Source organism: Priestia sp. JSM ZJ58, from assembly GCF_044383985.1.
GTDB lineage: Bacteria > Bacillota > Bacilli > Bacillales > Bacillaceae_H > Priestia > Priestia zanthoxyli.
Genome location: NZ_JBISEM010000011.1, coordinates 1 through 23,167, shown reverse-complemented (window position 1 = coordinate 23,167; position 23,167 = coordinate 1). Strand labels below are relative to the sequence as shown.

Here is a 23,167-nt window from a genome sequence, read left to right as displayed (position 1 = left end):
CAAACTCATAATTCGGCACCACTGGTGCATCGTTCACTGGCGTAACCGTTACTAATACATTTGTCACTATAAATGCGCCCGACGGGTCGCTTATTAACACCGTAAATGTATCCGGACCATTATAATTGCCATTTGGTGTATACGTGAACGTACCATCTGGATTTACCACTGCCACTCCGTTTGTTGGCGGATCTTGTAAGCTGTACGTCAGCACCTCTCCATCTGGATCAAACGCTGTAATTTGACTCGATACTGCCGTATCTTCGGTTGTAACCAACGTCACCACCACCGGACCTACTGGTGAATCATTTACTGGCAGAACCGTAATCGTGATGGTGGAGATGGCTGTTCCTCCTTGGCCGTCGCTTACTAGTACGGTAAATTGGTCAGTTCCATTAAAGTTTGCATTCGGTGTATAGGTATACATCCCATCTAACCCTACGTTTACTATTCCGTTCACTGGAGCATTTTGTAACGAATAATCCAGCTGATTACCATCAATATCAGTTGCAATTACCATAGAAGTTACAGGTGTGTCTTCGTTAGTCGTCAACTGATAATTTGGAACAATTGGAGAATCATTTATTGGAATAACTGTAACGATAACTGATGCAGTAGCATTTCCTCCTAAGTTATCAGTTATATATACTACAAAAGCATCTGAACCGTTAAAGTTTGCATTCGGTGTATACGTAAATATTCCTGTATTAGAATCAATTGTTACTACTCCATTAATGGGTGGGTTTTCAATAGTGTAAACAAGTGGATTTCCATTTACATTAGTAGCAATTACTTGATTTGTTACTGGTGTGTCTTCATCAGTAGAGATTTGCAAATCCTGTGAAGTTGTAGTTCCGTTTGTTTCAAGGACCGTTACAAAAATAGTCGATAGTGCAGTGGCTCCTTCTGGGTCTGTTATTAATATGGTGAATTGATCATTACCTATGAAATTGTTATTAGGTGTATAAATGAATGTACCATCTTGATTTATGACAGCTGTACCATTATCTGGATTTTGTTGAAGAGTATAGGTTAGAGTAACGTTGTCAGGGTCTGAAGCAGGTATGCTGCTTGTAACAGGAAGATTAATGGTCGTTGTAACAGCTCTATCTCCTCCTACTGGCGGATCGTTTACAGGCACGATTGTTAAGGTCACAGTAGAAAGGGAAGTTCCTCCTTTACCATCTGATACCAGCACACCAAAAGTATCCATTCCGTTATAATTTAAATTTGGTGTATAGGTAAATACTCCATTTGCCCCTAATACAACACTTCCATTTGACGGAGGCGGATTCAGCAAAGTAAATGTCAACGGATCCCCATCTGGATCAAAAGCTGGAATTTGATTTGTAAGAGGTGTATCTTCATTAATTGTAAATGCTAAATCAGCGGTGATTGGAGGGTCATTCACTGGAATTACGTTTATTGTAACGGTCGAAACCGCCGTTCCCCCCTGACCATCTGACACCAATACCGTAAATTGATCTGTCCCATTAAAATCTAGGTTTGGCTGGTAGCTAAATGTTCCATCTCCATTCACCACAGCTACTCCGTTTACTGGCGCAGCCTGTAGCTGATAACTAAGAGGATTTCCATCCACATCTGTCCCTACCACTACTCCTACCACAGGACTATCTTCTTGCGTACTGAACGTGTAGTTCGGCACCGTTGGTGCATCATTCACTGGCGTGACTGTTACCGTCACCGTTGAAACTGCCGTTCCTCCTTGACCATCTGACACCAACACGGTAAACTGATCCGTCCCATTAAAGTTCAGGTTCGGCTGATAACTAAACGTTCCATCCGTATTCACCACGGCCACTCCGTTGCCTGGTGCCGTTTGTAGGCTAAACGTTAACGGGTTTCCATCGGGATCTACCGCCACTACTTGATTGATTAACGTGCTATCTTCCGCAATCGTAAAACTAACATTGGACGTAATTGGGGGATCATTGACAGGGATAACGTTGATGGTCACCGTTGAAACCGCCGTTCCTCCCTGACCGTCTGACACCAATACCGTAAACTGATCCGTCCCATTAAAATTCAAGTTTGGTTGATAACTAAACGTTCCATTTGCATTCACGGCAGCTATTCCATTTGTTGGACTATTTTGCAGCTCATAACTAAGAGGATTTCCATCCACGTCCGTTCCTACCACTGCTCCTACCACAGGGCTGTCTTCTTGCGTACTAAACGTGTAATTTGGCACCGTCGGTGCATCATTCACTGGCGTGACTATTACCGTCACCGTTGAAACTGCCGTTCCTCCTTGGCCATCTGACACCAACACGGTAAACTGATCCGTCCCATTAAAGTTCAGGTTCGGCTGATAACTAAACGTTCCATCCGTATTCACCACGGCCACTCCGTTGCCCGGTGCCGTTTGTAAGCTAAACGTTAACGGATTTCCATCGGGATCTACCGCCACTACTTGATTGATTAACGTGCTATCTTCCGCAATCGTAAAACTAACATTGGACGTAATTGGGGGATCATTGACAGGGATAACGTTGATGGTCACCGTTGAAACCGCCGTTCCTCCCTGACCGTCTGACACCAATACCGTAAACTGATCCGTCCCATTAAAATTCAAGTTTGGTTGATAACTAAACGTTCCATTTGCATTCACGGCAGCTATTCCATTTGTTGGACCATTTTGCAGCTCATAACTAAGAGGATTTCCATCCACGTCCGTTCCTACCACTGCTCCTACCACAGGACTGTCTTCTTGCGTACTAAACGTGTAATTTGGCACCGTCGGTGCATCGTTCACCGGCGTTACTGTCACTGTTACTGTCGAAACGGCCGTGCCTCCCTGACCATCTGAGACCAACACGGTAAACTGATCGCTTCCGTTGAAATTTAAATTGGGGGTATACGTGTAACCTCCACTATTAGTTACGGTAACTGTTCCGTTTGTTGGTGGAGATTGTAATTGGAAGGTAAGTAAGTCACCATCTACATCTGTAGCTTGTATCTGACCAACTAAAGGGGTATCTTCATTAGTGATAACTGCATAGTTTTGAGTAACAGGATTATCGTTTACAGGCGTATTGATTATGGTAACTACAGAGGTAGCTGTTCCTCCTTGCCCATCGTCTACAATAACTGTAAATTGATCCGTTCCGTTAAAGTTTAAATTTGGGGTATAGACAAATTGACCATTAGGATTAACAGTTACTATTCCATTAGTCGGCCTCGTACCAACACGATAAGTTAGAGGATTCCCATCAATATCACTGCCAATGACTGTTCCAATAGCTACAGTATCTTCAGGGTTTGTAATAGTATAATTTGGAACTGTGGGAGGAGTGTTAATAGCTGTTACACTATTGACAGGAGAAGCACCTGATCCTGTTAATACGTTTCCTGGTGTACTTTCAAATTGGTAATTAATAAAAACTTGATTGCCAAGAGAAGAGATTGATGTTAGAGGGCCAGCTACTCTAACCTGATATGTCAAAACCCGAGTTTGATTAATATTTAATGTACCAAGCGACAAACCATTTCGGATATCTGCATTTGTCTGAGTAACTCCATCCACTTGCAAACTATTAGGAATAAAGGTTGTTGCTGAAGACAATGGATCTGTAGCTATTAGAACATTGGCCGAAGCTGTGCCGGTATTACTTACTTGGACTGTATAAGTAATAATATCTCCTGTTCGAGCAGATGTAGCATTAGCAGACTTCGATACATTTAAAACAGGCGCATTAATATCTACTTGAAGAGCTAAAGCACTAATAACGTAAGTATCTCCATTTGTCGTCCCACGTACGACGGCACTGGTTTGGTTATTTGATAACCGAGCTGAGACGTCAATATTGGTAATATCCCACCCCTGCCTAGCACCCGATAAGCTTCCTCCGGGTGTGCTATTTAAACTGCCAAATTGTCCACTTGTATCTAATACACCACTATCATTATTAATTTGAGAAGCAAAAAAGTTATTTATAGGATTATTCGGTCCCGAAACTGGTTGCAAAGCTGCAACCGTAGGGCCGAATTGGAGCTGATCACCTACTATAGCTGAATCCCCTTCAATAGCACTTACTAATAATCTACCATTTACTGTTCCTGTAATAGGTGTACCAAATCCAGTTACAGCTGCAGTAGAGCTTCCTGTAGATGAACTGGTCAATTCTGCTCCAACAAAAATAGACAAGTTTCGAGATTTCTGTAACGGATCAGCATATACTACGGCCAATGTCCACCCAGCTGCATTTGCATTGTTTTCTGTTGTACTTTGTGTTCCAGGAACACCCTGTACTGAATACGTACCTGCTTGAGAAATCAAATTTGTCACGTTTGCACTGCGCACATAATAAAAGCTTGAAGTCGTTAAGGTAAAACGTGTTGCTGTATCTGGCTGCACACTAACTGTTCTGATAGGAGTAATAAAAGTCACAGCGTTATTTAAAGCTGCGCTAACATCTTCTCCACCATAAAGATAGCTTCCACCCCATATTAATTCTGCATAAAGAATTTGAGTAGTGCTAGATGGGAGTCTTAAAACTGCACTAGAAGAGTTTTGCAGATAATTTGCCGTAGTTCCTGTAGGAAACGATCCATCTATGGAGCTTGGATTTACACTGAAAAAAGTTCCTATTGAGCCTGCTGTTCCAGGAGCATTAGCATTGGCTTGCTTATTTAAGCCAAAAGTGTTTCCTGTAAATGTAACAGCCCCATTAGCGTTGGTTAAAAACCGATTAACATATGGCATTTACTCACCTCTGATAACAAAATAAATCGTAACAGTATATGTAAAGTACCAATAGAAATGTGTATATAGACCCGTCTTATTTTGGGTACAAAAGATAATATTTTTCAGATTGTTAAATCGTAACAACGCTCGTTCTGACTTAAAATATGTATAAATAATATTATCTGTTTTCTAATTTAGGAGTCTAAAAAGTTATAAAAAATCCTACTCCCACCGTTTCGCTGAACTTCTTTTCTACGCTCAATCACAAATATTCCTCTAATCGTTCCAAAAAAATAAGCTGCAAAGTTAGTTTTTATACGATTGCTTTTATAAGCAAAAACAGTCTCTTTAAACGCTTGAACAGGAAGGAAACTTAAATCTTCCAGGGGCTTTTCTAAACAACTCGCTTTGTAAGCTAATCGGACTTTTCTCCATAAATCATAAATATCATCTGCACATGAAAAAAAAGGTGTTACAGCATTTTTAAAAGATTTTGGTATGTAAGATGGTACATAATCAGACGAGAGTTTAAAATTAACATCACTACGTATATATTTATTTAAATCTTTTAAAGATAAATTATAGGTAGACTGTTTTTTTGTGTCTTTACTCTTACTCTCCCAAGCGTTCTCAGTATTTTCTGTTTTAACATCTGCTTCAACATTAGACTCTAAGTCAAGCTGTAAATACTTAACCCAGTGATTAAAAAAAGGGTGGTTCACAAATAAGTGCACTGGATTTCCCTTTCCATTGTTACGAGGGCAACGACGATATACAGTAATAATTTGTCCTTGTTTTCGTAGTTCTTTTAAATGACGATCGATTGTTCCTTTTGACTTTTCGTAGGTTTTACCTAAATATGTACTACCAGGAAAGCAAAATCCTTTTTCTGCAGCAAACCAACAAAACCGGTCTAAAGCTTTTCTAGTTCCTTCGTGGAGACGGTAAAATTTCTCTCCGTAAAGGTTGATAATTTCTTTAAGTAATTTTCGTTTCATTGATTGATGTTGAGAACGGTTTTCTATGAAACTCTGATAATTTTTCATATAATCAAATTCTTCTGTCGTAAGCATACGCGTAGTAGACATTAGTCTATCCTCTCCTTTTTAGGAACAAAAAAAGACATCGCATCCCAGAAAATAGGAAAACGATGTCGGATTTTTTGATAGACTACGCCCTTGAAATAAATTTAATTATCCGATAAAATAAAGGCGTAACTAAATTTATGTATTAGGACTTCGACAGGTGTTTTCCCTAGCTGTTTTAGGGTGAACGGTGTAAGGGTGTTGGCGCACCACTTGCACACGTTGGAGTCTTTTTATATTCCGCACTGTTTTGGTGACTCTATTATACCGTCTATTAATCTTATAATTCAATAAGAATTCGTGAACTCCTCATAAAACCTCTGTAGATCTCTTTACTTATGATTAAAAATGTCTTCGCTTGGATATACTGCTAATGTTCTAAAAACCTCACTCCAAATGGATTCCTTTACTTAATTATTAATCTTTGAAGTTATAAAGTAAAAAAACAACTACTCTCTTATGTTGTTTTACTGTTTTATATATTGTTTTATATATTTGTTTTATTGTTTTATTGTTTTAGAGGGCCTATAGACACTGATATTACAAGGTTTATAAGCCTAAACTATCACTAATTTTGCGCGAACTATCACTAATTTTGCGCGAACTATCACTAATTTTGCGCAAAACTATCACTAATTTTGCGTGAAACTATCACTAATTTTGCGCGAACTATCACTAATTTTGCGTTGGAAATGCAATTATGGCTTAACTATCACCAATTTTGCGTGGACAATATAAAAATGCTTTAAGTATCACTAATTTTGCGTTGGAAATGCAGACACGCTTCAAGTATCACCAATTTTGCGCATTGAAGTGCAGACTGAGCGTAATAAATTAAGAATATATAAGGTTTTCAGAGTTTAAAACCTTCATGAAGTATCACTAATTTTGCGTGATATTTAAATTATAAGGACAAGTTGCTCTTCAACATGCAATTTACACAGTATCACTTTTATGATATTTTAGTGATAGTTTAGAAAAATATGGGGGATTTTATGAAGAAAACGACTGTCGTTCAACCATATGATCTGGAAAGTATAAATATAAAAAATTGGGTAACTAAATCAAACATCCTCATTGAGAGTACATATAAATTGTCTTTACAAGAGCAAAGAATTCTTTTAATCATGGCATCTAAAGTGCAGCCTAATGATGAAACGTTGAAGACCTATAGATTTCGAGCTAAAGACTTTATCGAAATCGTAGGCAATAAAAAAGGAACAGGTTTTTACTCTTACTTAAAAGAAATCGTGAATGGCCTTCAAACAAAAATTCTTACGATAAAAGAAAAAGGCAGACAAAGAAATTACAACTGGGTAATTACGTCTATTTATGAAGAAAACGAAGGATACATAACATTACAATTTCATCCTAGCTTAAAGTATCTGTTTTTAGAGCTTAAGGAAAAATTTACATCGTATCAATTAGAGAATGTAGTGAGACTCAATTCGGTCTATTCCATTCGTATATATGAGTTGCTTAAGCAATATGAGCGTCTGCGAAAAAGGGAACTCACTCTTGAAGAATTACGTCATTTTTTAGCTATTGAACCTACCAAGTATAAACAGTATGGCCATTTTAAAAGCAAAGTATTAGCAGTAGCTCAAAAAGAAATCAATAATAAAACGGATATCCACTTTGAATTCGTGGAAATAAAAACTGGTAGAAAAGTAACGTCCATAGAATTTATTATTACCAGTTCGCCTGCATTGAGTGGTTCTAGCTCTACTCAAGAGAAAAAACTAGAATTAAATCAATCCTTCTCGAAATTAGAAGACAACACAAACAGCCTTGAGAATGATTTAGCAGGCTTAGGGGTTAAGCCAGAAAAAATAGAGTGGCTTTTATCAGAATTTACACAAGAACACCTAGAAAGAAATATAAGATACACGCAAGATCGTTTGATTACAGGAGATGTGACTCACCCTCATTCCTACGTAGTAAAAGCGATTCAAAAAGATTATGCCCAGGTCTCACAGGAATCAAAACGCATTAACTCTAAAAAGGGTGCAAAAAAAGAATTAGTTCCAGATTTTATAGCACAAGCTAGAGATAAAGAACAAATTCTTAAGGATGCAACTTTAAAAGAGAAGCAAGAATCATTTTTAAAAGAAAATGGAACTCAAATAGAATTTGAAGAAAAGCTCTTGCAGTTTCAAGAATTAAAAAGAATGCTGATTCTAAGTTCAGATCAACCTACCCAAGAAGAAATAAAAAAAGCCCAAGAAGCAGGCTTACAAGAAGTCATTCGAAATATGGAAGAAGATTATAGTAAACGTGAAAAATTAGGCTTAGAACCAAGAATTGTTAAGGATTTTAAAAATAAAGAGTTAAAAAAAATGTATAAAAACTTTTTACAAAGTAAAGTTTTAAATAGAAATTAGCTATAGAAAAAAAGACGTGTAAAACCTTGCCTTGCAGAGATGGCTTTTACACGTCTTTTTTTTTGCGCTTAGGTAAATTTAATATACATAAAGAAAAAATCATTTTAGCAAGCTTGTTTAACATTTTTGTTATAATAATAGTATATTAAATTTACCTAAAAGATCGGGTGTGTCTTATTTGAATAACTTTATTTTGCTTGGAGATTTCTTATCTCATTTAGTTGAATCTAAAAAAAAGGCTTCTACAATATCAATGTATAAGCATGATCTAAAACAGTTTTTTGAATGGTTAAATGAATCTCATCCCAATATCCCTTCAGAAATTTTGCCAGGAGACAAGAAATATTACGACGAATACTTTACCTATTTAAAAGAAAAAAACTTGTCAGAAGCTAATCTGAGGCGTGTAGCATCACATTTAAATGGCATGTTAAAGTATTATAGCCTCACAGATGATATTGGACTTTTACAAGCAACAACAAAAAAACAACGAGCATTAACTGATACTGATTTTATAACTGAATCGGATGCTTCAATTCTTTTAGATTCAGTTATAAGTCACGAACATTTAAGTGATATTCAATTGCAGATACATAAATATATAGGTCCGCGTAACCATTCCATGTTCATCTTAATGCTTCGTTACGGTCTTACCATTAACGAAGTTGTATCTTTAAATATACAAGACATTAACTTTGCACAGAATACATTAACGGTAAACACAGGCAAATCAAAACGCACCTTAGAGCTTTCTAAACACGATAAGAAAACCATATATGATTACCTATTAACAATCCCTCTGTTATTTAGACCTAAGGATTATACAAATGATCCGTTATTTATTTCTTTTCATCCTCAAAAAATGGTTTATTGGTATGATTACAATTTAAATAAACCTAAAAGGATTAGTATAATCGGTACAAAACGTATGATTGAAAGAGAAGTCAAACGTTCAGGCATACAAGCAATTGTAAGATCTACTCACTTTCGAAACAGTTGTATACTTAACAAAATTCATGATGGATATTCAAACGAACACATTATTTATTACTTTGGATTGTCCAGCCGCCATGCTTTATATCGATTTAAGCGATATCTAAAGACAAAATAAAATATTAAGTTCAACTTATTTTCCACCAAAACATCTTTTATGTAAGTGATTTTTATTTTACAAGTTAAACTTAATTTTATTTTCACCTTATTTAATTTTAGAAAAAATCATTAAGTTTAACTTTAGTTTAACTTAATGATCCACTTTTTAAAATTTAACTGTTTTAAAAAGTCGATTGCGATGAAAACAACCTTCTCAAGCATTACAAATTTAGAATTTGGCGGCCATGTCTTGGTTGTATAACAACAAATTTCTTGTAAAATCATCTAGAATTTAATTAGATTTATTATTCTAGGCTAAAATCTAGAAGAAGTTCACTCTAGATTCGTTGAAAACCCTTTATTTTCAATGGTTCATTGTATTTCTAGCTTTTGCTATAAAATTTAAATAACTTAGAAAAAATTAAGATTAATTTTAACTCGAAAAATAATTCTATAAGAATTGTATAAACAAAAAAGAAGTTCCATTAAACCAACGTAATAAATCCAGAAGATATAGGTATATAGGATTTATATTATCTTACACAAAATACTTGAATTAAAGTTAGAGAAAGTACATTCTAGATTCGTCTGAAGCTATTTTATATCAAGCTTTCTAGGTACTCTAGTTTCTTTGGACTTTAGGAGAGGAAAAGATGTGAATCAGTTGTTAACAAAGATATTTCTTAACAGTTAAAACTCCTTTTTTGCAGACATTGGCTAAAACAAAGTTTTAGTCGAGTAGAGTTAATGTTGATCCTTAAGTTGCTTTTTTTTGAACTTTATATATAATCTATCTACATTTAAAATAAACAGTTTTACTCTTGAAAAGTTTATGATTTCATCTAGAATTGAAAAGGAAGAATAAAAGGCCTAGCGAAAGAAAAAGAAAAATGTACATAAAAAACAGGAATATAAAGTAATTAATAGAATTTTACTAGAAATATAAATCTTGAATAATATCTCGCAAAACCGCATTCTAGAATTGCCATTAACACTGATATATCAACTTCAAAGTATATCTAGATTTTTATACAGAAAGGAGAATCCTAGAAAAATGCATGAAAAAAATAAAGATGAAGTAGTCTATACTTTGAAAGACACAGTAAAGCTAACTGGATTAAGTGTAGATCTTATTCGCTTATATGAAAAAGAATTCAATCTCCAAATTCAACGAACAGAAGGCGGACATAGGCGCTATAACAAACAAAACATCGATTTATTAACTGAAATAAAAAAAAGAATTCAAGAGCAAAACTGGAGCTATAAGATGATAAACCAGTGGCTTCAAGGAGAAATTGTACCGGAGACAGTGGAAGTTCAATCAAACCTTGAAAAAAAAGTACAATCCCTTGAAGAAAAAGTTCAAGAGTTGCTTAATCGCTCTGAAAAAGATGAGCAATTTCAATTAGCGCTTATCCAACGACTAGATGAACAAGGAAGCCTTATAAAGAAACTTACAGAAAAACTAGACCACCAAGACAAATACATTGAAAACAATCTAGAGAAACGCGATGAGAAATTGACTAGTGCCATACGTGAAATTAGTGATACAAAAAAACTTATCGCGGCCGCCCAAGAAAATCTTGATTCAAAACCAAAAGGATTCTGGAGTAAGATTTTTGGGGGTTAATACGTTACTTAAAGGATAAAAGCAGTAGGGTTTTTTGTGCATTACAGAAAATCCTGCTGCTTTTATCCTTTATTTTCGATGAATAAATAGTAAATTTTAAGATTTTATGTTTAGTTGCCAGAAGAAATTTATTATTGTTAAACAATTCTATAAGTTCTTGAAGGGGAATTTACAGGTGTGGCAGCTTTTACTAATACAGTTTGTCCATTTGATGGCATCCTATTTTTAAACACGTAAACTCTGGTTTATCCGCCTGGAGTACCACGTCCTCTAGAAGCTTTTCTTAGCACGATACTTCTTTCGTTATTTGAATCAAGTACCCAATGAAAATACCATAGCTGTCGTAGAAACTGCCTATTGGTATCTTGATGGCGTTCATCAAATATACAATGATTGATTTGCTCTGTCCAACATAAATATCGACCACTAGAAATTCTCCATTGTTTATGTGATCGGTATCTAATTCCTACGCAAGATCCACGGTTTATTATTCCTAAAAAGAAATGTGTGTCTTTGTAACATTTTTATTGTAAAAGATACGTAAAATTTATCAATAATCCATTTATGGAACTGATATTCTTATAGGCAATTAGAGGAGAGGTGCAATTTCAAATGGATGAAAAAGTTGTTATCTTTATGCACATTCCTAAAACAGGGGGAACCACACTTAATAATATTTTTAAAAAGTTCTACTCTGAAAATGAAATATACGATCATGTTCCTTTAGAAGAGATGAATAAACAGTTTAGCCAATTAAAAGAAGAAGATAAAAAAAACATAAAAGCTATATCCGGCCATCATTTCTATGGAATACATGAATTTTTTTCTCAACCCTATGTTTATTTTAGTATGATGCGTCATCCGGTTGAGCGTGTCATATCATTATATTTTTTTTTGAAATCGTATCCAGGGTATTATGAAGAGAACATGAAACATATGTCTTTTGAAGACTACCTTGATTGGGACCCTCAAGCTACAAATGGCCAAACTAAACAAATTTGCGGGGTGAAATCTCAACTAAGCGTAGAGAAAGCGAAAGAAAACTTGCTGGAATTTGGATCAATAGGAATAACAGAAATGTTTAACGAATCGCTTCTGCTACTAAAGAAAAAATTCAAATGGGGAAATATTAAATATAAGAAGGTGAATGTGACAAAATCTCGCCCTTTGCTCAACGAAGTCCCCATTGATATCATTAAGAAAATAGAAAAGCACAATGAGTTGGATATAGAGCTGTTTCAGTATATAAAATCTAATTTCATCAAACAAATAAATGATTTATAGAAATAAAAATGAAAGCTCTCAATAGAAAGAGCTTTCATTTAATATATAAGAAAAGGTTACCTTATTAAAAAAATGCGGTATCAAATCCCATATATAGTTAGTTCAATTTTTTATGATAAAGGGATTATGTCTCATTTAATTAATATAGACATATAAGCTTCATACACTTTGTATAAGGTTCATATAGGTCTTTTAAATAGTTACGTGTTATTTGAATAATTTGAGGGCTCTTATCATCCTTTTTAAGCCTTAGCATTAAATCATAAGCCATTGTCCTTTCTTTACGTACCAAACGTAGCAAAACCAACAAATCATACGTATGAAAGCATGAAAGTTCATTAAAAGGCTTCTCAACGTCCTCTAAGACCACAAATTCTTTAAGCTTTGGCCTTTTTATATTTAAATCAGCCCCACAAAAAGGGCAAATATTTTCTAATCCTTCTGTCCCACAATAACTACAATAACTACATATCAAGCTATATTCACCTCATTTACTAAAAGGAAAAGTAGGCTTAAGCCTACCTAACTAGCCTTAAAGGCTGTTTTAGCTTTTAGGGTTTTCCTTATCTAGCCGTTTTTGTCTTTGATTCACAATACGTTCACTTACAACCTTTTTTGCAAGTTTAGTTTCTTCTAACTCTTGAAGATCCGTTGTCATAATTCCCCGATAGCCATGGTGAAAATACAATCCATTCATGAATTCGATGAGAATTTGTGTGTTTTTATCGGCACTATTGGTTCCTAATCTAATTTTTTTAGTTCGCTTTTTAATGCACCATTGAGATTTTCACTAACAGTTTCCGTAATGTAATCTAACGACCATTCTTTCTTTTTTTCTTCTCGATACTTTTTACAGATATCCATAATTGCTTCTCCAGGGAAACGAAGTTTATGTTCAGCCATATAATCTTGGATGTATTGATCCGTTTCTTTATCAAGTGTAATCATACGTCATTGTGTTTCCATTACTCCTCTACATCTCCCATCAGTTCATAGATAATATCGTTCATCTTTTCAATTGATATCGCACATTGTTTCATCATTTCGATGTTCTGATGAACGATTGCTTCTAATCTTTTTTCTCTTTCTACTTGTTCATCAAAAAAAGCTAATATTTCAAATTGTTCTTTCAAGAATTGTTGACGGGACATCCCATTTTCTTTCGCAAGTGCATCAACTTTTTGCATAGCAACCCGATCAATATTTCGTAAAAAGATATCCATGAAATCATTCCTTTTCTATCAAATTGCAAAATTTCCAGTACGAGTAGAGAAGAGCATAAGGGGTTTTTGATATCACATGGCTGTGATATGCTGGGCAAAGCCCAGCAAAACAACGTTTTTACCCTCAAAAAAGTGACCCCACGAAAACTTCCAGTCTGTCGACCTGCTGTTGACCTAAAGAGCAAAAAAAGCGCATAATGTCGACCTAGTGTCGATATCAAAACTTACACCTTTTTGTAAATGTTGACCTACTGTCCACTCAAAGTACCCTCAGATCTTATGAAGTTTTAACGAGTTTTTGAAAAATTTCTTGATGATAATTCGTGAAGTTTTGAGAAGAAGTCTGAGTAGTTTTTTTATAAAAACCGATTGCTTCTTTCATCGAAGAAACGTTTAATTTTTGTAGAATGCTGCGTCTTTGAGTCTTAATTGTGTTCTCTTCTTTGAACAAAATATCTTACATTTCTTTAACAGAATGGCCATCAAGTGCAAGAGCAAAAACGTCTTGTTCTGATGACGTAAGTTGTTTCAAAAAAAGTTTTTCTTTAAGCATCTGACATTCTTCTTCAACACACTTAAGACGCTCCACTTCTTGTACTAAATCCGAAGCAACACTTAAAATGTTTTCGATACCTATCGATAATTTTTCGGTTTGATCCATGATAAGACCCTCCTATTTTTTGAGGGCAACCCATGTTATAATTAAAGTCCATATTAAGTTCTACATGGGGTGCTTCCTTTGCAGAGGAAGTGCCCTTTCTTTGTTTACTTTTCTTTTCTTACTTTCTTCACATGCTCTTCTAATAAAGCCTTTACATACTTCGTAATACTTGTATCATTTTCTACAGCTAAGAAACGTAACTCCTTGTGTAACTCTTCTGGAATATCACATGTAAGTCTTCGATTACCTTCTTTAACCCTGCTCATATGCTCTCCTTTTCAAGCAACGTATTTAAGTTGCAACGTTGCTTTTGGTTAATTTTAAAGGATATAATTTCCAAAGTCAATAAAATAATCGTGCTGTCATTGGACAAGCATACAAGCAACTTATTAGCAATTACATAACTTGTACTAATTATATAAAAGGAAGTGCATTAATTGAAAAAATCAAGAAAGAGAAAATACAGATATAACTATAGTTACTCAGTCCAATCGCAGGGTGATCCTTCGGTTAATGTTTATGGTATCTTTACTCCGGGTTCTGCACCCAGTGATAGTAATGGCCGGCAAAATAGATTTAATCGAGACATTGCCTCAGCTAATCAGATATGGAATAGTGGAGGTGAATGTAATATAAACTTTATTTCACAACCTATAATCGAAGTAAATACAGTAATAGATGCAACCAATTTAAGTACTAATGAAGCATTTAGAGGACCTGTTGAGAATCTCATCAATCAAGTTAAACAAATGAATGGGAATCAACCTGGCATATACGTTGTTTACACAAGTGGCAATGATTTTGCATCTCCTTCAGGTAATAGTCGACCTATAGGTGTTGGTGGAGTAATAATTGAGAATTTTAGAGTTGAAAACGGTGTACCTCAATTTACACTCTTTGGATCCATTGCATTGAGTAACAGAGCTTTGAGTGCTCCTTTTGCATTTGCACATGAAGCAGGACATGCTTTATTTACTCAGCTTAATAACCAACCTGTTAATAATGTATTCATGTTTGAATCTATAGATCCTACGGGTCCTTTTATTGATTCTGCAGGAAATATTGATACAGCCCACAGTAACCTTACAGGTAATCTCATGGCTCCTATACTTCCTAACAGTACTCCAACTATTAATCCGTTACAGTGTCAAAAAGCTAGCATGAGTAGAATATTTCAATAATCTTAATAGGAATTTAAGATCGTTATTGTTAAAGAGTAGAGATTTTTAAGTGGTTTTCTTGAAAATCTTACTAGTACCTTGTATAGACACTAGCATATATTGAATTAAATAAAGTTCATTTGTTTCAAGATACTCATCATATAACATGACAAGTATACAAACATTATTTTTATTAGAGAATATATTATATAGAAAAACCAACAAAAAAGTGAATTTCTCAACGTTTAAAGGTATGAATGCTTTACTTGTTGCTAATGCTGAGGACCTTGTAAGTCCCTCAGCATTCAGAGCCACTAATCCTAATATACTACTATTCCTATTTCTCAAACTGATACTTTTGTAAAAGTTACATTTCCAAATGAACAATTTGATATAGGTAATAATGAATATAATGCAGCTACTTCAACATTTATACCTGAGTTTAATGGTGTATACGCGTTTAATGCATCAATCTTCTTTCAGCCAGATAATCCAAATATTGATTATGAAGTAGAATTAGTTTTTTTAGTAAATGGTTTATTATTAGATGCTGAGGTTGAGTTTCTTGGGGCATCTAGTCGTTTTGATGGTTTCATAGAGATCAATGACATACTTCAATTAAATGCTGGAGATAGAGTAGAAGTTTTAGTTGTTAGTACTACTCCAGGTAGAATTAGAGCAGACAACAGAATATACTTTGCTGGAGCTAGATTCCCCTCTACAAAACAATAATTTAATTTTATAATTATACCCATAGTTAACATAATCAATTTTTCCGGAAGACATCACAAAAAAGAAACCTCTTGGGAGAAGGGTTCTAGATGAGGCCTTGTTTCTTCTTTATGCAGCTTTTTATACATCCTTGATTTATCAACGTTAAACGTATAAATCAAAAGCAGGGAGATGAATAAAAAGCGCACCTTTTATTCATATGCTCATACATAAAAACACAGTATTTATTGTAATATTATTTTTTTATGTTACATTATGTAAAAATAACATTATTATTTACTTGCTGTGTTATTCATTCTTCGACGAGTGTGAATCATAAAAAAGCAACCTCTCTCCAATGCCAATAGGTATGAGGTTGCTTCTCTTATCTTGAAACTCTTCTTATGCTTTCATTTTATTGTTTTCTAGAACTTAATGTTATACCTTCTAAAACATAATTCCATGTTTCCAGGTCATTAGGGAGTCTCGGTACTTTGACTGCACATACTTTATCAATTCCCCAATTAATTTCACTTACACCCTTGAATCCTTCTTCAGGGCATAGAATAAGAATATTAAAATTACCTTTAACAATCTGTTCTAAAATTGCTTGTAATTCTAAAGATTGCTCATAGGTAGCAGCCCATCTAATAAATAAAACAGATTCAGAAGTTGTGATTTTTTCTATAAAACGATTAATTCGATTTGTAAGTTTTTCTTTATAGGAGGTGTATGTGGCACTCCAATGTTGATGTGGAATGATTTGGAAATCGTGGACTGAAATAATATTATAATGAGTATCCTCTATTAAATAAGATTGCACCCCTTCAATTAAGACCCCATCATCGGCAAATGCAAACGCTCCATCAGTTAGTTGCATGTTTTCAAGTTCCATAAAATTGTTGAATTTATTTTTCAGTAACCTATTAACATCAGAAAGTGATAGAGATACACTCCAGTCTAGTGGTCCAGAGAATGTCCTTAAATTTAAGCGTTTTAATTCCATTGCAGGATTACAAGCACTGCCTAAGCTAACAATTACATCGTATGATCCCTTAATTTCTTTTAGGTTCAACAGAATTCTCCTTTTTTATGACCTACTATATTAAATAGTGAATTGAATTGTACTAGTTGTAAAAAATATTAAATACAAAAGTGAAATTACAGAAAAAAATCCTTTTTAAACATTCTTTAAGTGCTAATAGTTTGGTTTATAATCTTTCGTTTTGTATATATCATGCATTACTTTTAAACTAGTTGATTTAATTAAAATATTTATAGAACAAACTATCGGGTACATTGGGCTTTTTGGGTTGATAACTTCTCATAACGCACATTGGACATTCAGAAATAAAATAATTTGTAACTTTAGGGTCGTCGTAACCGCCCCTATGGAGCCAAGCATGAAACATAGAGCCTATAAGCAGGCCGGCAGTTACATTCGGTTGTTGGAGTTGATATACATTAACAATCATAGATAACGGAGTTTGAGTCTTAGTGACTGTCGGTGGTAATTGTATTGTTATAGGAGAAGGGGTGTATATCCAATCTATCCTAGCTCTTTGGGATCGGCGAAGCCCATTGTCTTTAATGACTTCTGTCAATTGTTCCATAGCTAAATCTGTGGCCTGTTTTCCGTCTGTAACATTAACACCAAAATAACGTAAAGGCTGTAAGTTTTTCACCGCATATGTGTTCGTGCAATCAGCCAATTGTGATACACCATTATTAAATCCATTGTTCCATTTTTGTGTTAGATGCAACGACCAGTTAAATAATACACCTTTAATAGTGTCTTGAATTTTTTGTACCTGGTCTGGAGTAAACTGCTTGGAAATATCAAAGAAAATAGTTGGTGGTAAGTCAGAGATGCCTTGGGGGATAGGGACTGCAAAAGCTATTTCTCTATAAATTTGTAATGGAAGGTATTGTAAGAACTCTTTATCTTGATTTTTTTGAATAGATTTCTCTAAATTTTGTTTACTATTCGTTAGCAATGTTATGTTCCCCTTTGTAAAAAGGTATTTATATTAACAGAATATGCTACCAATCAAAAAGAGTTTGGACATGCTTAAAAGGAAAATATTTATTATTTTACTTCTCTTAAATAAAGAAGCATTTTTATCATCGTACAAGCATTCCTTGATCTAATGAATAATATATCAAGAACAATAGACAGAAAGGGTGGTAAAAATCATTAAGAACGATAAAGGTAAAAGAGAAAATGACTGCGTTCAAAATCAACCAGGACTCCCACTAGCTACTACAGTTAATTTAGCAGTTGTAGGTGATAGTCATGTAGGTTTTTTAAACAGTCAAAGTATGTTTAATACCCTTTTGCAAAGAGTAGTGAACAATGGTAATAAACGATATATTATATTTGGTGGAGATGATGTACACGCTTTAGGTGCTTCTTCAATACAAGTAGCTGAAACATATTACCAACAGTTCACTAATATTTTAAATAATGTTTTAGGATCAATTCCCTTCAGATCTTCTATAGGAAACTGGGAGGCTACTAACAGAAATAACAGTAGAGCTTTATTTCGACAGTACATCAATCGTTATTTAATTGGCTATAGAGTTATTCCTGGAACACAAGGGTTGGTGCGTCATGTTTGGTTAGATAATGGTCGAGGCGGGGTATTTAGCCAGGATAGCTTAAACTTGCTAAGTAACTTAGATCCTAACTATTATTACATTATTGATTTTCATTGGCCTTTGAGAGTTCCAGGTATAACTACGGAAATACATGGTGATCATGTTATGACTCAAATGCAGACAAACATGTTTTTTAATGCTATACCCTCTAACGTAAGGAACAAAATTTTAGCGATTTTCACTCATCATGCACATAAATTTTTTGCTAACTCAGTTACAATCAATCCTAACTTTCCTAATACCTCGTTTTTTGTAACTGGATGTTCAGGGGACTATGCATGTATATCCAGCGAGAGAGGATACTATGAATTAAATTTAACAGTCCAAAATAATATAGCTACTTTGCAAACCATAAAAACTCGCGTTCAATAGCTTGAGGAATAAAGAAGACTACATTAAGAGTAGGTAGGGTAACCTTAGGCAACTTTCCATTCTCAAAATGCAAAAATCGCCAGCTTATATAACTAGCGAAAAGCTGCATTTATTATTTCATTTGTATAAGTTTACTTTTTATAACATATTATCTCCTTCATCTCACAACTTACTATTTCTTAGTACGTATGATCGTGTTACATTAAAAGATAAAACTATTCCTTTGATCTTTAAGGAAGATAGTTTTATCTTCTTTTTACAATATGTCTCCATCAATCCGGAAAGGGAGGATTTTATGAGTAACATTATTAACTTTAATAAGTTTCAAAGACATAAAATAATGAAGAAATTTCTTCGTTGCGCTTTAGTAACAGGAGCAATTATAATCTGCTGCATGCTTGCTTATTTACTAATCTTAATAGAAATATATTTTCCTGCTCATTATCCCATTTATATTGAAGCTAAACCATAATAATTGTGTTCTTAACCTCTTATGAAAGATACTCAGTCTGGTTTGTTTATATAATGACTTCCTATTTCTAATTATTTACTAAGATACAAATTTTAGTTCATCCGTTAAACGCAAAAAAGCTTCTTTGTCTTTATTCTTTAAGGACTGATCAATTTCTTCAAGAATTTTACCTCTTTTGAATTGTTTCGCTACTTGACTTAAAAACAATTCAGCTAATATTTCATCAGATATATTTTTTTCAAGTTGACTCATTTCGTTGGATATATTATTTTCCATAAACGATTAACCCCTTTATCATTTCTCTTTTAAAAATAGTGTTTCCTTTTTTCATTGTTTTAATACGAGGTTAATAGATAAATTAGTACATAGAAGAATGTGGAATAAAAGATATCTTGACATAAAGAATAATATTTATTTCAAAGCTCTAAGGGTAAAACATAAACTAGCTTAAACAGTTTACATATTCATTGCATCCTCATGTTGTTTTACTAATTTATAAAACGTTGTCTTTTTTACATTCGCTTCCTTCATTGCCTGTACGGCTGTAATTTCATTTCGTTTCCAACGGTTATAAGCCTCAATAAAATCTTGGCTAACTTGGGCTTTAGGACGGCCAAAAGATATACCACTCTTCAGCGCAGCATTAATTCCTTCTCGCTGGCGTTTACGAATACGATCTCGTTCTTCTTGCGCCATCCAGGACAAAATTTGAAGAACCAAATCTGCAATAAAGGTTCCCAAACTATCCTTATACTGAGTCGTATCCAGCAAAGGCATATCCAAGACAACAATGTCTGCCTCAATTTCTTTCGTAATAGCATTCCACTCTTGTAAAATTTCTTCTTTGTTACGACCAAAACGATCTAGTGAATGAATGTAAAGAATATCTCCTTTACGAATCATTCGTTTTAGTAATTGGTACTGTTCTCTATTGAAATTTTTTCCACTTTGTTTATCCATGAAAATATCTCGAGGAGATATGCCCACTTCTTCCATGGACTGAAGTTGTCGTCCTTCATTTTGATCTCGGCTGCTTACACGGATATATCCAAATTTTCTATTTTCCATTTTTATACTCCCTTTTGTGTCTATCTTCTTTTTATTCTACCAAAAACGTTCGCAAAAGTGTATGAGATAAAGAGAACGTTCGTAATTATTTTTCTTACTTAAACGAACGATAAAAACAGTAGATTTCTTATATAAAAGGAAAGTTCGTAAAAGTATACTTTTACGAACTTTCCTTTTATATATTTATTAAATGTATAGAAGTATTTCCTTAGTGATTTAAACATTAGCCAAATAACTATGTCATGAACAATACATAGGAAATTGATATTATATCCCCTATTAAATTAATGTGATAAGAAGAAAGGTCTAAATTTATGCAGAGATTATTTAATTACAGTATTTATTAATAAAAAACATTAAATTATATGTCTTTAACGTGCAGAGAAACGCTCTGTAAGGAATTTAACTTTTGTTTTACATACAATGGGGGGATTAGATACAAATTTTCAGCAATTAAGAAAAGAGATTAGCACAACTTTTATAAAGGCATTTATATTAAGGAGAATATTTTATTTAAGATTTTAAGTTATTAATACATGAAATGGTGGAGATCTTTAAACATTGTTTCTCGTTACAGAAGAGTCCATTCGGTTAAGGTCTATGAAAGTTGACCGTTTTTTGGTCATCACCTGTTTGTTCGAATCATCCTCTAAAGACCCAGTACCATCACATTGTACTATTGAGCAGATTCAAAGAACGCTTTTTCCGTTACGTCTCCTTCAACATCAGCAGCTTCTGCTGATCCAGAAGAACCTCCTAAATTCGGTAGAGCTAATGGAGTCGCTAACTAAATAACTAAACCTACGGCAGAAGCTACCACAGCTTATTTCGCTTTTCTTATTCAATCTCCTCCTAATTTTATTTAATAGAAATAAAAAAGCAGTTTGCAAATGCAAACTGCTTTTTTGATGACCCGTACGGGATTCGAACCCGTGTTACCGCCGTGAAAGGGCGGTGTCTTAACCGCTTGACCAACGGGCCAGTATCAATTTATAAGTTAAATTCAATTACTATAAAACATGATGGGCCTAAGTGGACTCGAACCACCGACCTCACGCTTATCAGGCGTGCGCTCTAACCAGCTGAGCTATAGGCCCTTTACTTGGATTTGGAGCGGGTGATGAGAATCGAACTCACGACATCAGCTTGGAAGGCTGAGGTTTTACCACTAAACTACACCCGCATATTTTAAAGTGGCGGTCCCGACGGGAATCGAACCCGCGATCTCCTGCGTGACAGGCAGGCATGTTAACCGCTACACCACGGGACCAAAATAGAAAATGGCGGAGGAAGAGGGATTCGAACCCCCGCGGGCTTTAACACCCCTGTCGGTTTTCAAGACCGATCCCTTCAGCCGGACTTGGGTATTCCTCCGTGTACTGTATGGTGGAGCCTAGCGGGATCGAACCGCTGACCTCCTGCGTGCAAGGCAGGCGCTCTCCCAGCTGAGCTAAGGCCCCATAAATGGTCGGGAAGACAGGATTCGAACCTGCGACCCCTTGGTCCCAAACCAAGTGCTCTACCAAGCTGAGCTACTTCCCGTTTATGGCGCGCCCGAGAGGAGTCGAACCCCTAACCTTTTGATCCGTAGTCAAACGCTCTATCCAATTGAGCTACGGGCGCTTATTAAAATGGTGCCGAGGGCCGGACTTGAACCGGCACGGTAGTCACCTACCGCAGGATTTTAAGTCCTGTGTGTCTGCCAATTCCACCACCCCGGCAGGACTTATACGTGGAGGCGGCAACCGGATTTGAACCGGTGATAAAGGTTTTGCAGACCTTGGCCTTACCACTTGGCTATGCCGCCAATATATATATGGAGCGGAAGACGAGGTTCGAACTCGCGACCCCCACCTTGGCAAGGTGGTGTTCTACCACTGAACTACTTCCGCGCATTTATCTAAATTAAGATGCGGGTGAAGGGACTTGAACCCCCACGTCATAAGACACTAGATCCTAAGTCTAGCGCGTCTGCCAATTCCGCCACACCCGCGTGTAAATATAACTGGTGAGCCATGAAGGACTCGAACCTTCGACCCTCTGATTAAAAGTCAGATGCTCTACCAACTGAGCTAATGGCTCTCTATGGCTGGGCTAGCTGGATTCGAACCAACGCATGACGGAATCAAAATCCGTTGCCTTACCGCTTGGCGATAGCCCAATAAAGATGGTGGAGGGGGGCAGATTCGAACTGCCGAACCCGAAGGAGCGGATTTACAGTCCGCCGCGTTTAGCCACTTCGCTACCCCTCCGATATAAATGGTGCCGGCAAGAGGACTTGAACCCCCAACCTACTGATTACAAGTCAGTTGCTCTACCAGTTGAGCTACACCGGCACGATGGTGGAGGATGACGGGATTGAACCGCCGACCCCCTGCTTGTAAGGCAGGTGCTCTCCCAGCTGAGCTAATCCTCCAAAGAATCTATATAAGCGCGTTAATAAGCGTTATTTTGAATACTCATAATAAACTATTTCAAATAAAAAACCCCTATGCTCTTTACAAGAGACTCATAAGGGGTTTTATTCATTGCCTGGCAACGTCCTACTCTCACAGGGACAAAGTCCCAACTACCATTGGCGCTAAAGAGCTTAACTTCCGTGTTCGGTATGGGAACGGGTGTGACCTCTTCGCTATCGCCACCAGACAAGAGATTG

The 23,167-nt window shown here is 35.5% G+C and carries 15 protein-coding genes, 17 tRNA genes, 1 rRNA gene and 1 pseudogene; 6 read left to right on the top strand and 28 right to left on the bottom strand.

Annotated features, from left to right (window positions below):
* Both ACH6EI_RS27205 and ACH6EI_RS27200 read right to left on the bottom strand, forming a co-directional pair.
* Positions 1-4,726, bottom strand: a 4,726-nt coding sequence (locus ACH6EI_RS27205) for a beta strand repeat-containing protein (protein ID WP_397378488.1), incomplete at its 3' end; no start/stop codon positions are given.
* Positions 4,727-4,902: 176 nt separating this feature from the next.
* Entirely contained in the window at positions 4,903-5,796 is an 894-nt protein-coding gene (locus tag ACH6EI_RS27200) for a transcriptional regulator (protein WP_049166422.1), read from the bottom strand.
* A 992-nt stretch (positions 5,797-6,788) separates the two neighbouring features.
* Here ACH6EI_RS27200 and ACH6EI_RS27195 point away from each other — a divergent pair.
* The 4 genes from ACH6EI_RS27195 (at position 6,789) to ACH6EI_RS27180 (ending at position 12,183) form a co-directional block, all read left to right on the top strand.
* On the top strand, positions 6,789-8,177 hold the full coding sequence (locus tag ACH6EI_RS27195) for a replication initiation protein (RefSeq protein WP_049166423.1): 1,389 nt from the start codon (positions 6,789-6,791) through the stop codon (positions 8,175-8,177).
* 178 nt (positions 8,178-8,355) lie between these two features.
* Positions 8,356-9,288: a tyrosine-type recombinase/integrase gene (locus ACH6EI_RS27190; RefSeq protein WP_049166424.1), complete on the top strand. Its 933-nt coding sequence runs from the start codon at positions 8,356-8,358 to the stop codon at positions 9,286-9,288.
* A 1,035-nt stretch (positions 9,289-10,323) separates the two neighbouring features.
* Positions 10,324-10,899, top strand: coding sequence for a MerR family transcriptional regulator (locus ACH6EI_RS27185; RefSeq protein WP_014462093.1), 576 nt, complete (start codon positions 10,324-10,326; stop codon positions 10,897-10,899).
* 612 nt (positions 10,900-11,511) lie between these two features.
* Positions 11,512-12,183: a sulfotransferase family 2 domain-containing protein gene (locus tag ACH6EI_RS27180; protein WP_049166425.1), complete on the top strand. Its 672-nt coding sequence runs from the start codon at positions 11,512-11,514 to the stop codon at positions 12,181-12,183.
* A gap of 544 nt (positions 12,184-12,727) precedes the next feature.
* Here ACH6EI_RS27180 and ACH6EI_RS27175 read toward each other — a convergent pair.
* From ACH6EI_RS27175 to ACH6EI_RS27160, 4 genes and pseudogenes are all read right to left on the bottom strand, one after another.
* Positions 12,728-13,131: pseudogene (locus ACH6EI_RS27175) on the bottom strand (hypothetical protein).
* A 17-nt stretch (positions 13,132-13,148) separates the two neighbouring features.
* Complete coding sequence (locus ACH6EI_RS27170) at positions 13,149-13,406, bottom strand: hypothetical protein (protein ID WP_049166427.1); 258 nt, start codon at positions 13,404-13,406, stop codon at positions 13,149-13,151.
* A gap of 457 nt (positions 13,407-13,863) precedes the next feature.
* Complete coding sequence (locus tag ACH6EI_RS27165; protein ID WP_223546852.1) at positions 13,864-14,067, bottom strand: hypothetical protein; 204 nt, start codon at positions 14,065-14,067, stop codon at positions 13,864-13,866.
* A gap of 104 nt (positions 14,068-14,171) precedes the next feature.
* Positions 14,172-14,333, bottom strand: a complete 162-nt coding sequence (locus tag ACH6EI_RS27160) for a hypothetical protein (protein WP_176542911.1) — start codon at positions 14,331-14,333, stop codon at positions 14,172-14,174.
* Positions 14,334-14,504: 171 nt separating this feature from the next.
* Here ACH6EI_RS27160 and ACH6EI_RS27155 point away from each other — a divergent pair, with 171 nt between their 5' ends.
* Positions 14,505-15,248 carry a hypothetical protein gene (locus tag ACH6EI_RS27155; protein WP_049166428.1) on the top strand — a complete coding sequence of 248 codons (744 nt, stop codon included), beginning with the start codon at positions 14,505-14,507 and terminating at the stop codon, positions 15,246-15,248.
* 1,105 nt (positions 15,249-16,353) lie between these two features.
* Here ACH6EI_RS27155 and ACH6EI_RS27150 read toward each other — a convergent pair.
* Both ACH6EI_RS27150 and ACH6EI_RS27145 read right to left on the bottom strand, forming a co-directional pair.
* Positions 16,354-17,013 (bottom strand): DUF1796 family putative cysteine peptidase, encoded by a 660-nt coding sequence (locus ACH6EI_RS27150; RefSeq protein WP_049166429.1) that lies wholly within the window; start codon positions 17,011-17,013, stop codon positions 16,354-16,356.
* Between the two features lie 187 nt (positions 17,014-17,200).
* The gene (locus tag ACH6EI_RS27145; RefSeq protein WP_014462080.1) at positions 17,201-17,935 is read right to left on the bottom strand and encodes a hypothetical protein; all 735 of its coding nucleotides are present in this window, start codon (positions 17,933-17,935) and stop codon (positions 17,201-17,203) included.
* A 187-nt stretch (positions 17,936-18,122) separates the two neighbouring features.
* Here ACH6EI_RS27145 and ACH6EI_RS27140 point away from each other — a divergent pair, with 187 nt between their 5' ends.
* Entirely contained in the window at positions 18,123-18,971 is an 849-nt protein-coding gene (locus ACH6EI_RS27140) for a hypothetical protein (RefSeq protein WP_049166430.1), read from the top strand.
* Positions 18,972-19,521: 550 nt separating this feature from the next.
* Here the strand turns inward: ACH6EI_RS27140 and ACH6EI_RS27135 are convergent.
* From ACH6EI_RS27135 to rrf, 20 genes are all read right to left on the bottom strand, one after another.
* On the bottom strand, positions 19,522-19,719 hold the full coding sequence (locus tag ACH6EI_RS27135; protein WP_033580880.1) for an IDEAL domain-containing protein: 198 nt from the start codon (positions 19,717-19,719) through the stop codon (positions 19,522-19,524).
* Between the two features lie 180 nt (positions 19,720-19,899).
* Positions 19,900-20,511, bottom strand: a complete 612-nt coding sequence (locus ACH6EI_RS27130; RefSeq protein WP_014462076.1) for a recombinase family protein — start codon at positions 20,509-20,511, stop codon at positions 19,900-19,902.
* Between the two features lie 909 nt (positions 20,512-21,420).
* Positions 21,421-21,492: transfer RNA gene (locus ACH6EI_RS27125), tRNA-Glu, on the bottom strand.
* A 42-nt stretch (positions 21,493-21,534) separates the two neighbouring features.
* Positions 21,535-21,608 (bottom strand) — tRNA-Ile (locus ACH6EI_RS27120).
* Positions 21,609-21,620: 12 nt separating this feature from the next.
* Positions 21,621-21,694: transfer RNA gene (locus tag ACH6EI_RS27115), tRNA-Gly, on the bottom strand.
* 11 nt (positions 21,695-21,705) lie between these two features.
* A tRNA-Asp gene (locus ACH6EI_RS27110) sits at positions 21,706-21,781 on the bottom strand.
* Positions 21,782-21,792: 11 nt separating this feature from the next.
* Positions 21,793-21,885 (bottom strand) — tRNA-Ser (locus tag ACH6EI_RS27105).
* A 10-nt stretch (positions 21,886-21,895) separates the two neighbouring features.
* Positions 21,896-21,971, bottom strand: a tRNA-Ala gene (locus ACH6EI_RS27100).
* A 5-nt stretch (positions 21,972-21,976) separates the two neighbouring features.
* Positions 21,977-22,053 (bottom strand) — tRNA-Pro (locus ACH6EI_RS27095).
* Between the two features lie 4 nt (positions 22,054-22,057).
* Positions 22,058-22,134: transfer RNA gene (locus tag ACH6EI_RS27090), tRNA-Arg, on the bottom strand.
* A gap of 9 nt (positions 22,135-22,143) precedes the next feature.
* Positions 22,144-22,232 (bottom strand) — tRNA-Leu (locus ACH6EI_RS27085).
* A gap of 12 nt (positions 22,233-22,244) precedes the next feature.
* A tRNA-Cys gene (locus ACH6EI_RS27080) sits at positions 22,245-22,318 on the bottom strand.
* A gap of 10 nt (positions 22,319-22,328) precedes the next feature.
* A tRNA-Gly gene (locus ACH6EI_RS27075) sits at positions 22,329-22,403 on the bottom strand.
* Positions 22,404-22,422: 19 nt separating this feature from the next.
* A tRNA-Leu gene (locus ACH6EI_RS27070) sits at positions 22,423-22,504 on the bottom strand.
* A 13-nt stretch (positions 22,505-22,517) separates the two neighbouring features.
* Positions 22,518-22,593: transfer RNA gene (locus ACH6EI_RS27065), tRNA-Lys, on the bottom strand.
* A 4-nt stretch (positions 22,594-22,597) separates the two neighbouring features.
* A tRNA-Gln gene (locus tag ACH6EI_RS27060) sits at positions 22,598-22,672 on the bottom strand.
* Positions 22,673-22,679: 7 nt separating this feature from the next.
* A tRNA-Tyr gene (locus ACH6EI_RS27055) sits at positions 22,680-22,763 on the bottom strand.
* Positions 22,764-22,771: 8 nt separating this feature from the next.
* A tRNA-Thr gene (locus ACH6EI_RS27050) sits at positions 22,772-22,847 on the bottom strand.
* Between the two features lie 4 nt (positions 22,848-22,851).
* Positions 22,852-22,927 (bottom strand) — tRNA-Val (locus tag ACH6EI_RS27045).
* Between the two features lie 114 nt (positions 22,928-23,041).
* Positions 23,042-23,157 (bottom strand): 5S ribosomal RNA (rrf, locus tag ACH6EI_RS27040).
* Positions 23,158-23,167 lie beyond the last annotated feature (10 nt).